Origin of the sequence: Pseudomonas sp. S5D5 (assembly GCF_003013355.1) — a bacterium.
GTDB classification, from domain to species: domain Bacteria; phylum Pseudomonadota; class Gammaproteobacteria; order Pseudomonadales; family Pseudomonadaceae; genus Aquipseudomonas; species Aquipseudomonas aylmerensis.
This window is the reverse complement of the sequence record NZ_PTEO01000001.1, coordinates 5,563,530-5,575,933: the sequence shown is the minus strand read 5'-3', so window position 1 is coordinate 5,575,933 and position 12,404 is coordinate 5,563,530. Positions and strand designations below refer to the sequence as shown.

Sequence of the window (12,404 nt, the reverse complement as noted above, 5' to 3'; positions counted from 1 at the left end):
TGTATTCCTACAGTATTCGGAAACGAAAAAATATAGACAAGAATCACGGCTGTCAAAGGTCGAAAGTGAACGGTCGGTCACTTTCAAACTATTGGTCTGGTGAATGATCATGAGGCGCCCTCTGAAGCGATAGGTCACGAGCGCGCGCACTAGAGCGTTTCGCACGGGCTTGGCTTAGAATTGGTGCTCTGTCTGCCACGCCCGGAGAGGTCATGACACCTGCATTGGATTTGTTGAAAAAAGTTCGTGCCGAACATCGCATCCACAGTTATGAGCACGATCCGAAGTCCGCCTCCTATGGCCTGGAGGCCGCGGAAAAATTGGGCTTGGACCCGGCGCAGGTGTTCAAGACCTTGCTCGCCAGCAGTGAGAAGGGCGAACTGTTGGTCGCGGTGGTGCCGGTCGTCGGAAGTCTGGATTTGAAAGCGCTCGCCCAGGCGGCGGGGGTCAAGAAAGCCGAAATGGCCGACCCGGCTGCGGCGCAACGCTCCACCGGTTATTTGCTCGGAGGTATCAGCCCGCTGGGCCAGAAAAAGCGCCTGCGCACCTTTATCGATATGACGGCGCAGCAATTTGCGACGATTCATGTGAGTGCAGGGAGAAGGGGATTGGAGGTCGAACTGCCCGCAGCGGTGCTGGCCGAACACACCCAGGCCAAGTTCGCGCCGATAGGCCGGGCCTGATCTCAGGCCGGTGCAGATCCAATGTGGGAGCGGGCTTGCCCACGAAAGCGGTGTGACAGTCAAAGATGCAGTGACTGATGTAGCGCATTCGCGAGCAAGCCCGCTCCCACATTTCGATAGGGTTTTGTCAGTTCGTTGGGCTGGAAGGGCGCATGCTGGGTCGGAGTGATTTGTCGAACACACCCCAGGCCAAGTTCGCGCCGATAGGCCGGGCCTGATCTCAGGCCGGTGCAGATCCAATGTGGGAGCGGGCTTGCCCACGAAAGCGGTGTGACAGTCAAAGATGCAGTGACTGATGTAGCGCGTTCGCGAGCAAGCCCGCTCCCACATTTCGATAGGGTTTTGTCAGTTCGTTGGGCTGGAAGGGCGCATGCTGGGTCGGAGTGATTTGTCGAACACACCCCAGGCCAAGTTCGCGCCGATAGGCCGGGCCTGATCTCAGGCCAATGCAGATCCAATGTGGGAGCGGGCTTGCCCGCGAAAGCGGTGTGACAGTCAAAGATGCAGTGACTGATGTAGCGCATTCGCGAGCAAGCCCGCTCCCACATTTCGATAGGATTGCGTCAGTTCGCCGTGCTGTAACGCCGTACACCGGATTCGGCATGCGGAATCTGCGCGGCAGTGCTGCCCGAGGCCTGGAACAACACCAGGTGTTCTGCCGCGACACGGATACCCACATCCGCGCCAACCTGGTGATCCGCATGGCTGGGGAAGATCGACTCCAGCTGCGCGCCCGTTGGCAATTGCAGGCGGTACAGGGTTGAGGCGCCCAGGAAGGTCTTGCCGACGATCCGCGCTTTCAGTGCGCTGTCCGGCGCATAGACGATGTCGTCCGGACGCAGCAGCACGTCCACTGCGCCACCGGTAGGCCAGGTATAGGCACGATTGCCCCGCAGGTCGCCCAGTTCGGTGCTGACCGATTCCGGCGAACTGAGCTGGCCACGGATGAAATAGCCCTGGCCAATAAAGCTGGCGACATACGGCGTCTGCGGCTCGTGGTAGAGGTTATAGGGCGTGTCCCACTGCTCCAGCCGACCCTCTTTGAACACGCCCACCTGATCACTCACCGCGAAGGCTTCTTCCTGGTCATGGGTGACCAGAATCGCACTGGTGCCGCGTGCCTTGAGGATGTCGCGAACTTCGTGGCTCAGCTTGCGCCGCAATTCGCCATCGAGGTTGGAGAAGGGTTCATCGAGCAACAACAGCTGCGGTTCCGGCGCCAGGGCGCGGGCCAGGGCCACCCGTTGTTGCTGGCCGCCGGAAAGCTCGTGGGGGAAGCGTTTGCCGAGGTTCTTCAGGTTCACCAGTTCCAGCAGTTCGGCGACCACGCGGTCTTTTTGCGGGTGCTTGCGAATGCCGAAGGCGATGTTGTCCGCCACGCTGAGGTGCGGAAACAGCGCGTAGTCCTGGAACACCATGCCGATGCGACGTTTCTCCGGGGCCAAGGTGAAGCCGGCACTGGAAATCACTTCGCCGGCCAGGCTGATTTCACCTTCATGCACCGGCTCGAACCCGGCGATCGCCCGCAGGGTAGTGGTTTTGCCGCAGCCCGAGGAGCCGAGCAGGCAACCGATGTCGCCGGCGTTGAGGTGCAGGTTGAGGTTCTGCACCACACGTTGATCTTGATAGCCGCATGCCAGATTGCGCAGGTTCAGCAGTAATGGCTGGCTCATGCGTGGTGGTACGCCGGCTCGACGAGGAACTCGAGCAAGGCCTTCTGTGCGTGCAGGCGGTTTTCTGCCTGGTCCCAGGCCACGGAGCGCGGGTCGTCGAGCAGGTCGAGGCTGATTTCCTCGCCACGGTGGGCCGGCAGGCAGTGCATGAACAGCACATCTGGCGCAGCCTGGTCGAGCAGGGCACGGGTAACCTGGAAGGGCGCAAACAGCGCCAGGCGCTTGGCGGTTTCGTCTTCCTGACCCATCGAGGTCCAGACGTCGGTGCTCACCAGGTGGGCGCCGATCACCGCGTCGCGCGGGTCACGCACCACGGTCACGCGGTCGCCGGCCTGTTCGAGGAAACGTGCGTCAGGCTCGTAGCCTTCCGGGCAGGCAATGCGCAGCTGGAAATCGAATTGGATCGCCGCTTCTATATAGCTGTTGCACATGTTATTGCCGTCGCCGATCCAGGCCACGGTCTTGCCCTGGATCGAGCCGCGATGTTCGAGGAAGGTTTGCATGTCGGCCAGTAACTGGCACGGGTGCAGATCATCGGACAGGCCATTGATCACCGGCACGCGCGAGTTGGCAGCGAATTCGGTCAAGGTGCTGTGGGCAAAGGTACGGATCATCACCGCATCAAGCATGCGCGACATGACGATGGCGCAATCGCTGATCGGCTCGCCACGGCCCAGTTGGGTGTCGCGCGGCGACAGGAAGATGGCCTGGCCACCCAGCTGGATCATGCCGGCTTCGAAAGACAAGCGGGTGCGGGTCGACGACTTCTCGAAAATCATTCCGAGCACGCGGTTTTTCAAAGGCTCGAACAGTACGCCGCGGTTACGCAGGTCTTTAAGCTCAATGCCTCGACGGATCACGCTGACCAGCTCTTCGGGCGTGCAATCCATCAGGGAGAGAAAGTGCCTTGCGCTCATCATTAACTACCTTTTTGCAACAGACCGCAGATACTCAAAGCCTTGTTTATTGTGACAACGGGCGAGACCTGCGGCGAAAGCCGCACGGGGCGACGAAATAGGGGAAGGCGCGATCTTATAATTAAATGTCGCGTCTTACCAATAGGGCTACGGTTTTTAAGGGTGTTCAAGCAGGGCGCCGGAGCGCGTTTGAAGACGATTTCCTGACAGCAGCGGGCCATTTGTACACTGGCGCCGCAGCCTTTTGCAATGCGCGGGGACGCGCCCAGGCCAAGCTGCGTCGGTTTTGGCGGCTATGTGGGAAGTTTCTGAAACATTTGCTCACGTATACCCATGCCCGGGCCTGATGCCGGCCGATTCACGGGGCGAACGTTACTGGTCCCTGTGCCTGGCGCGGCCCATAGTGCAGCCATCCCCAATAAAGAGACTGGCCATGACCAAGACTCTCCATCACCGTGCCTGCCACCTGTGCGAAGCCATCTGCGGCCTGACCCTGGAAACCACCCAGGCCGACGACGGCAGCCTGGCGATCACCTCGATCAAGGGCGACGCGCTGGATACGTTCAGCCGCGGGCATATCTGCCCCAAGGCCGTTGCGCTGCAGGATATCCAGAATGATCCGGACCGCCTGCACCAGCCGATGCGGCGCGTGGGCAGCGAATGGCAGTCGATCTCGTGGGAAGAAGCCTTTGCGCTTGTAGCCGAACGGCTGGCGGGCATTCAGACGCGTCACGGGCAAAACGCGGTGGCGGTGTATCAGGGCAACCCCAGCGTGCATAACTACGGGCTGATGACCCACAGCAACTACTTCCTTGGCCAACTGAAGACACGCAACCGGTTTTCCGCAACCTCGGTGGACCAGTTGCCCCATCACCTCACCAGTCACTTGATGTACGGACACGGGCTGTTGTTGCCGATCCCGGACATCGACCACACCGACTTCATGCTGATCCTGGGCGGCAACCCGCTGGCGTCGAATGGCAGCATCATGACCGTCCCCGATGTGGAGAAGCGCCTCAAGGCCATCCAGGCGCGGGGCGGCAAAGTGGTGGTGGTCGATCCTCGGCGCAGCGAGACAGCGGCAATGGCTGACCAGCACCTGTTCGTGCGCCCGGGAGGGGATGCCGCGTTGTTGTTCGGGGTGCTCAACACGCTGTTTACCGAAAACCTGACCCGCGCCAGCCATCTGCCGGTTGAAGGCCTGGAGGAGGTGCGCCAGGCCATCGCCGGCTTTACCGCTGAGGCCATGAGCGGTCAGTGTGCGGTGCCAGCCGAACAGATTCGCAAGTTGGCGCGGGACTTTGCAGGCGCCGACACGGCGGTGTGCTACGGGCGCATGGGTGTCTCGACCCAGGCGTTTGGCACGCTGTGCCATTGGCTGGTGCAGTTGATCAACCTGGTGACCGGCAACCTGGACCGCGTCGGCGGCGCCTTGTGCACCACGCCGGCGGTGGACTTGGTCGCGTCCACCGGCGGCGGGCATTTCAATCGCTGGCAGAGCCGGGTCTCCGGACGACCGGAGTACGGTGGCGAGTTGCCGGTGTCGGCCCTCGCCGAGGAAATGCTCACTGAAGGTGAAGGACAAATCCGCGCGCTGGTGACCGTGGCCGGCAACCCCGTGTTGTCGACGCCCAATGGTCGTCAGCTCGAACAGGCCCTGGATGGCCTGGAGTTCATGGTCAGTATCGACCTGTATATCAACGAGACCACGCGTTATGCCGACCTGATCCTGCCGTCCACCTCGGCGCTGGAAAACGATCATTACGACACCACCTTCAACATGTTTGCGGTGCGTAACGTCACCCGCTTCAACCGCGCAATCCTGCCCAAGCCTGCGGGCGCGCTGCATGACTGGGAGATTTTTGTCGGGCTGGCTCAAGCGTTTGCGGCGCACACAGGCGCTGCGCTCAAGCCCACCATGCCGCCAGCGCAGATGATCGATTTCGGGCTGCGGGCCGGGACCTATGGTGATGCGTCCGGGTACAAGTTGTCGGTGGCGATGCTCGCCGAGCATCCCCATGGCCTGGACCTGGGCCCGCTCAAGCCCAACCTCGCCGCGCGTCTGAAAACCGCTGATGGCAAGGTCTGCGCGGCGCCGGCGGTGATCCTCGCGGACCTGGCGCGTTTTGCCGCGCAGCCGGTGCCGGTGGCTGACGAATTGTTGCTGATCGGTCGGCGCCATGTGCGCAGCAACAATTCCTGGATGCACAACTATCACCGGCTGGTGAAGGGCAAGCCTCGGCACCAGTTGCTGATGCATCCGGACGACCTGAGCCGTCGGCAGTTGAGTGATGGCCAGCGGGTGCGTGTGAGTTCGCGCATCGGCATGATCGAGGTCGAGGTGGTGGCCAGCCTGGACATGATGCCCGGCGTGGTCAGCCTGCCTCACGGCTGGGGCCATGGCCGCCCCGGCGTGCATATGACCATCGCCAGCAGCCAGCCGGGTGCGAGCGCGAACGACTTGACTGACGAACGGCAATTGGACGAATTGTCCGGCAACGCCGCGTTGAACGGGGTGCCGGTGCAGGTTGCAGCCGCTTAAGGAGCCCGAGCACCACGCTGGGATTTTGCGTTACAATGCGCCACCGTGCCGACCTGTGAGTCGCAAAGTTCCAACCGAGGTGTTCCATGGATATCATCGAAACGATCAAAGAGCAGATTGCCAACAACACCATTCTGCTTTACATGAAGGGCGCTCCGAACGCTCCTCAGTGCGGTTTCTCCGCGAAGGCTTCCCAGGCCATCATGGCGTGCGGCGAGAAGTTCGCTTACGTGGATATCCTGCAAAACCCTGAAATCCGCGCCAACCTGCCGAAGTACGCCAACTGGCCTACTTTCCCACAACTGTGGGTTGCCGGTGAGCTGGTCGGCGGTAGCGACATTATCGTCGAAATGGCCGCTGATGGTTCGCTGCAGGCGCTGATCAAAGAAGCCGCTGCAAACGCTGCAGCCAAGACTGACGCTTGATTCTGGAAATCATCGGTCAATAAAAAGCCCCGCTTCTCATAAGAGAGCGGGGCTTTTTTGTACCTGTCGCCTAGGGCTTATTCACCCATCTGCGATTGCAGGTAGTTCTCCAGGCTGACTTTGTCGATCAGGCCCAGTTGGGTCTCCAGCCAGTCGATATGTTCTTCCTGGTCTTCCAGGATATCTTCCAGCAGTTCACGGCTGCCGAAGTCACCCTTGGTCTCACAGTGCGCAATGGCGGCCTTGAGGTCGCTGTGGCTCTTGCGTTCAAAGCCCAGGTCGCTGCTGATCATTTCCTGGGTGTGCTCGCCGATGTTGAGCTTGCCCAGGTCCTGCACGTTCGGCAGGCCTTCCAGGAACAGGATGCGCTTGATCAGCGCATCAGCGTCCTTCATGGCTTTGATGGATTCTTTGTATTCACGCTTGCCGAGCTTTTCCAGGCCCCAATCGTCATACATGCGCGCATGCAGAAAGTACTGATTGATCGCGACCAGTTCATTGGCAAGGATTTTGTTGAGTTGCTGGATGACTGAGATGTCGCCTTTCATGACTGGGGTCCTGCCCTGTAATAGCTGTGTATAAGGCGGAGTTTGAGCGGCGAAATCCCTAGTGTCAAACCTAAGTTATTGAATAATAAATGAAAATTAATCGGAATAAGAATGTTTGTGTTCCGCGTCTTGACGCTAACTAATTGAATTGCAGGCATAAAAAAACCGGACACTAAGTCCGGTTCTTTAAAACACGCGTATTCAGGCGTGTGTAAATTCTGCTGTGTAGGGGAGCGCGGCCCGGGCTGTCTGCAGCTGCGTCAGGGTTTCCCGTACCACTTGCTTGGCGAGGCAAGCACATTTTCCGCACTGGCTGGCAACGCCGGTGGTTTCACGTACTTCCTTGTAGCTGCAGCAACCTTCGTAGATTGCTTCGCGGATTTGTCCGTCGGTGACGCCAGTACACAGGCACACATACATAAGGGAGAACCGTCGCGGGTTTAAGGCTTAAGTGCGATGGATCTTAATGTTAACGAGAATGATTGTCAAAGTAGATTCGTAGGGTATTCGCAGGCATTGCGCACGCACTGACGAACGGTTTTTTCAGTGTATGATGCTCGGTCTTCACGAAGCGTGACTGTGTCACGGGCCTGTCGCTTGAATGCGGCAGACTTGAGGCCGGTCCTTTTACTTCAATCGTCACCCTACTATCAGGAGATAACCAATGAGCGTACTCGTCGGCAAACAAGCCCCGGATTTCGACGTACCTGCCGTCCTCGGCAATGGCGAAATCGTTGACAGCTTCAAACTGTCTGAAGCCATCAAAGGCAAATACGGCCTGGTATTCTTCTACCCGCTGGACTTCACCTTCGTCTGCCCTTCGGAGCTGATCGCTCTGGACCACCGCATGGACGATTTCAAGGCGCGCAACGTAGAAGTGGTTGCCGTTTCCATCGACTCCCATTTCACCCACAACGCCTGGCGCAACACTGCCATCAATGATGGCGGCATCGGCAAAGTCAAATACACCATGGCTGCCGACATGAAGCACGACATCGCCAAGGCCTACGACGTCGAGTCCGAAGGCGGCGTGGCTTTCCGTGGCGCGTTCCTGATCGACGACAAGGGCGTTGTACGTTCCCAGATCATCAACGACCTGCCGCTGGGTCGTAACATGGAAGAGCTGATCCGCCTGGTCGACGCTCTGCAATTCCACGAAGAGCACGGCGAAGTCTGCCCTGCCAACTGGAAAAAAGGCGACAAAGGCATGAACGCTTCGCCAGAAGGCGTTGCGGCTTACCTGACCGAGAACGCTGGCAAGCTGTAAGCCAGTTTTACGGTAAAAAAAACCGGCCTGAGAAGGCCGGTTTTTTTATGCGCGGGATTCAGCCGTGTGACTGGCTTTGAGTCGCGAGTGCGCTGCTTGTGGTCAGGAGGCCTCTTGTGGCAAGCGTGCTCACCACAACACAGCAACCAGATGACCGCATCAAGGCAAGCAGGCTGTGGTGAGTAGGCTTCATGTGGTGCACAAGCCTCGTGTGGTGAGCAGGCTTCTTGTGGTGAGCAGGCTTGCCCTGCGTTGGGCCGCGCAGCGACCCCAAAACCAGACACTGCGGTTTACCTGATAAACCCTGTGGTTGCCAATGGGGCTGCTGCGCAGCCCAACGCAGGGCAAGCCTGCTCACCACAACACAGCAACCCGATGGCCACAGTAGGGTAAGCAGGCCGTGGTGAGGCGGCTCCACGTGGAGGAACAAGCTTCTTGTATTGAATAGGCTTCTTGTGGGGAACAAGCCTTTCGTGGTGAGCAGGCTTCTTGTGGCGAGCAGGCTTGCCCTGCGTTGGGCTGCGCAGCGGCCCCAAAACCAGACACTGCGGGTTACCTGATAAACCCTGTGGGTGCCAATGGGTCTGCTACGCAGCCCAACGCAGGGCAAGCCTGCTCACCACAACACAGCAGCCACATTGCCGCATCAAGGCAAGCAGGCTGTGGTGAGTAGGCTCCCCGTGGGGAACAAGCTTCTTCTAGTGAATAGGCTTCGTGTGGGGAACAAGCCTCTCGTGGTGAGCAGGCCTCTTGTGGCGAGCAGGCTTGTCCTGCGTTGGGCTGCGCAGCGGCCCCAAAACCAGACACTGCGGTTTACCTGATAAACCCTGTGGGTGCCAATGGGTCTGCTACGCAGCCCAACGCAGGACAAGCCTGCTCACCACAACAGAGCAGCCAAATTGCCGCATCAAGGCAAGCAGGCTGTAGTGAGTAGGCTCCCCGTGCGGAACAAGCTTCTTGTATTGAATAGGCTTCTTGTGGGAAACAAGCCTCTCGTGGTGAGCATGCTTCTTGTGGCGAGCAGGCTTGCCCTGCGTTGGGCTGCGCAGCGGCCCCAAAACCAGACGCTGCGGTTTACCTGACAAACCCTGTGTGTGCCAATGGGGCTGCTGCGCAGCCCAACGCAGGGCAAGCCTGCTCACCACAACAGCGCAGCCACATTGCCGCATCAGGGCAAGCAGGCTGTGGTGAGTAGGCGCCACGTGGGGAACAAGTTTCTTGTATTGAATAGGCTTCGTGTGGGGAACAAGCCTCTCGTGGTGAGCAGGCCTCTCGTGGCGAGCAGGCTTGCCCTGCGTTGGGCTGCGCAGCGGCCCCAAAACCAGACACCGCGGTTTACCTGATAAACCCTGTGGGTGCCAATGGGGCTGCTGCGCAGCCCAACGCAGGGCAAGCCTGCTCACCACAACAGCGCAGCCACATTGCTACATCAGGGCAAACCGGCTTGCCACATCAGGGCAAGCAGGGCGCCACAACCGCGCCGTCAGTCGTTGAAGTCTTCCCAACCGCCCATCTGCTTCCAACGGTTGACGATGCCGCAGAAAAGCTCGGCCGTCTTCTCGGTGTCGTAGCGCGCCGAGTGGGCTTCGCGTCCGTCAAAGTCGATACCGGCTGCCTGGCAGGCTTTCGCCAGTACGGTCTGGCCATACGCCAGGCCTGCGAGGGTGGCGGTGTCGAAGCTGGAGAAGGGGTGGAACGGGTTGCGCTTCATATCGAGGCGCGCCACGGCAGCATTCAGGAAACCCAGGTCGAAGCTGCTGTTGTGGCCTACCAGGATTGCGCGTTTGCAGCCATTAGCCTTCAACGCCTTGCGCACGCCGCGGAAAATATCGGTCAGCGCCGCTTCTTCACTCACCGCCATACGCAGTGGGTGATCGAGCTTGATCCCGGTGAATTCCAGGGCTGCTGCTTCGATATTGGCGCCTTCGAACGGCTCGACGCGAAAGAAGTGGGTGTGCTCCGGGAACACAAAACCCTGTTCATCCATGCCGATGGTGGTGGCGGCGATTTCCAGCAAGGCGTCGGTGGCGCAATTGAAACCACCGGTCTCTACGTCGATGACAACCGGCAGATAGCCGCGAAACCGCTCGGCCATCGGGTGACGGGAACCGCCACCACTGTGCTCGTGTTCGTCATCGTAATGGTCTTCACTCACTTGCTTTCCTCCAGCAGGCGCCAGCGCAGTGTTTCACCGGCGCGCAGCGGGATAACAGTCAGCTCGCCAAACGGCAGGCTGGCAGGGGCGGTCCAGTCTTCACGGACCAGGGTAATGCGGTCGGTGTTCGCCGGCAGGCCGTAGAAACGCGGGCCGTTGAGGCTGGCGAAACCTTCGAGCTTGTCCAGGGCGTTGCGTTGTTCAAACGCTTCGGCATACAACTCGATGGCGGCATACGCGGTGTAGCAGCCGGCACAGCCACACGCGGCTTCCTTGGCGTGTTGGGCATGGGGCGCGGAGTCGGTGCCGAGGAAGAACTTCGGATTACCGCTGGTCGCGGCATCCAGCAGGGCGACCTGATGGGTGTTGCGCTTGAGAATCGGCAGGCAATAGAAATGCGGCCGAATCCCGCCCACCAGCATGTGGTTGCGGTTGTAGAGCAGGTGGTGCGCAGTGATGGTCGCACCCACGTTGGCCGAAGCCTCGGTGACGAACTGCACCGCATCGGCCGTGGTGATGTGTTCGAACACCACCTTCAGGGTCGGGAACAGCTCGACCACGCGGCGCATGTGCTCGTCGATGAAGATCTTCTCGCGATCGAACACGTCGACATCACCACGGGTCACTTCGCCGTGGATCAGCAGCGGCATGCCGACTTCCGCCATGGCTTCGATGGCCGGCAGGATCTTGTCGATACTGGTCACGCCGGAATCGGAGTTGGTGGTCGCGCCCGCCGGATACAGCTTGGCGGCGTGCACGAAACCGCTGGCCTTGGCCTGGCGAATCTCTTCAGGCTGGGTGCGGTCGGTGAGGTAGAGCACCATCAACGGTTCAAAGCGGCTGCCGGCCGGCCGCGCAGCGAGGATACGCTGGCGATAGGCGTCGGCTTCAGCGGCGTTGCGCACCGGAGGTACCAGGTTGGGCATGATGATGGCGCGGCCAAACGTGCGCGCTACATCGGCCACGGTTTGAGGCAACGCAGCACCATCGCGAAGATGAATATGCCAGTCGTCGGGACGCAGCAGGGTCAGGCGGTCGGACATTGGGGATTCCAGGCGGGTCAATCTGGTGGGAATGCTACCGGAAAAGACTCTTGCAGGCACTCGCTATCAAGTTTTGCCGGATGCAACCGATAGCCCTAGGTATGCCTTAACGATGTATGACGCTTTGAAGTGTTGTAGAAACCAGTGGAGCCTCCCGTGCGCCAGCATTATCTAGCCCTGCTCAGTGTGTTCGCCAGCCTGCCTGCGATGGCCCTCACGTTCCAGACACGTCTGGAGAATATTGAGTGGAAGGTGGAAGGCGATCAGTTCGAGTGCCGCCTGACCCAGCCAATCACTGATTTTGGCTCGGGTGAGTTCGTGCGCCGGGCCGGCGAGCAGGCAACATTTCGTCTGAAAGCCTACAGCGGCGCGCTGGGCGCGGGCTCGGCCACGTTGTTGGCGGCGGCTGCCCCTTGGCAACCGGGCCGGGGCGATATCAACCTCGGCGCGGTGCGGGCAGGCAGTGGCGATGTACTGTTCAACAGCTCTCAGGCGCAGGCCGGGCGCTTGTTCACCGGTTTGCTGGAAGGACGCAGCCCGACCGTGCGGCATTACGGGCGCGAAGGCGGCTATTCGGAAATTCGCCTGTTGCCGGTGAAATTCAACAAGGCCTACAACGACTATCAGTTGTGTACCACCAAGTTGCTGCCGATGAATTACGATCAGGTCAAGCAGACCGAGGTCGGTTTTCCCGGTGGCGGCATCGAACTGGATGCGGCCGCGAAGAAAAAACTGTCGGTGATTCTTGCGTTCATGAAGGCCGACCCCACCGTCAACCATATCGAGTTGAACGGGCATTCGGACAACAGTGGCAATCGCCTCACCAACCGCGATGTCTCGCGCCGCCGCGCGTTGGCGGTGATGGATTACTTCAAGGCCAATGGTATCCAGGAGTCGCAGATCACCATGCGTTTCCACGGCGAAAGCTATCCCTTGGCACCCAACACCAATGCGGCCAACCGGGCGCGCAACCGCCGCGTGAATATTCAGCTGGAGCGCGTGGCCGCTCCCGAGAAACCGGCGCCCCAGGCTACTGCGCCGAGCAACCCGGCACACACGTCATAAGCCCGTCCCTGTGATGCGACCATCGGTCGCTCACTCGACATAATCTGTCGCTTTATCTTCATTTGCTGTCGCGCCTCTGTAAATTC

General features: G+C 59.8%; 11 protein-coding genes. 5 read left to right on the top strand and 6 right to left on the bottom strand.

The window, feature by feature from the left end; genetic code table 11:
• Nucleotides 1-212: 212 nt before the first annotated feature.
• Entirely contained in the window at nt 213-683 is a 471-nt protein-coding gene (ybaK, locus tag C9990_RS25490; RefSeq protein WP_065906777.1) for a Cys-tRNA(Pro) deacylase, read from the top strand.
• A gap of 563 nt (nt 684-1,246) precedes the next feature.
• Here ybaK and C9990_RS25485 read toward each other — a convergent pair.
• Nucleotides 1,247-2,356 (bottom strand): ABC transporter ATP-binding protein, encoded by a 1,110-nt coding sequence (locus C9990_RS25485; protein ID WP_106805018.1) that lies wholly within the window; start codon nt 2,354-2,356, stop codon nt 1,247-1,249.
• Nucleotides 2,353-3,273, bottom strand: a complete 921-nt coding sequence (argF, locus tag C9990_RS25480; RefSeq protein WP_065906772.1) for an ornithine carbamoyltransferase — start codon at nt 3,271-3,273, stop codon at nt 2,353-2,355. The genes C9990_RS25485 and argF overlap by 4 nt, the downstream gene beginning before the upstream one ends.
• A gap of 433 nt (nt 3,274-3,706) precedes the next feature.
• Here argF and C9990_RS25475 point away from each other — a divergent pair, with 433 nt between their 5' ends.
• Entirely contained in the window at nt 3,707-5,815 is a 2,109-nt protein-coding gene (locus tag C9990_RS25475) for a molybdopterin oxidoreductase family protein (RefSeq protein WP_106805017.1), read from the top strand.
• An 86-nt stretch (nt 5,816-5,901) separates the two neighbouring features.
• A complete protein-coding gene (gene grxD / locus C9990_RS25470; RefSeq protein ID WP_065906770.1) occupies nt 5,902-6,240 on the top strand; it encodes a Grx4 family monothiol glutaredoxin in 339 nt (112 codons plus the stop codon).
• Between the two features lie 77 nt (nt 6,241-6,317).
• On the opposite strand, the gene bfr is transcribed toward grxD, so the two are convergent.
• Nucleotides 6,318-6,788, bottom strand: coding sequence for a bacterioferritin (gene bfr, locus C9990_RS25465; protein ID WP_012722487.1), 471 nt, complete (start codon nt 6,786-6,788; stop codon nt 6,318-6,320).
• Between the two features lie 201 nt (nt 6,789-6,989).
• Nucleotides 6,990-7,208, bottom strand: a complete 219-nt coding sequence (locus C9990_RS25460) for a bacterioferritin-associated ferredoxin (RefSeq protein ID WP_106805016.1) — start codon at nt 7,206-7,208, stop codon at nt 6,990-6,992.
• 244 nt (nt 7,209-7,452) lie between these two features.
• On the opposite strand from C9990_RS25460, the gene C9990_RS25455 reads away from it, so the two are divergent.
• Nucleotides 7,453-8,055 (top strand): peroxiredoxin, encoded by a 603-nt coding sequence (locus tag C9990_RS25455; RefSeq protein WP_003172097.1) that lies wholly within the window; start codon nt 7,453-7,455, stop codon nt 8,053-8,055.
• Nucleotides 8,056-9,538: 1,483 nt separating this feature from the next.
• Here the strand turns inward: C9990_RS25455 and rnt are convergent.
• Entirely contained in the window at nt 9,539-10,210 is a 672-nt protein-coding gene (gene rnt, locus C9990_RS25450; RefSeq protein ID WP_010564138.1) for a ribonuclease T, read from the bottom strand.
• Nucleotides 10,207-11,253 (bottom strand): dihydroorotase, encoded by a 1,047-nt coding sequence (gene pyrC, locus C9990_RS25445; RefSeq protein WP_106805015.1) that lies wholly within the window; start codon nt 11,251-11,253, stop codon nt 10,207-10,209. Before pyrC ends, rnt begins: the two co-directional genes overlap by 4 nt.
• Nucleotides 11,254-11,409: 156 nt before the next feature.
• Between pyrC and C9990_RS25440 the strand changes: the two genes are divergently transcribed.
• Nucleotides 11,410-12,318: an OmpA family protein gene (locus C9990_RS25440; protein ID WP_065906763.1), complete on the top strand. Its 909-nt coding sequence runs from the start codon at nt 11,410-11,412 to the stop codon at nt 12,316-12,318.
• The last annotated feature ends 86 nt before the right edge of the window (nt 12,319-12,404 follow it).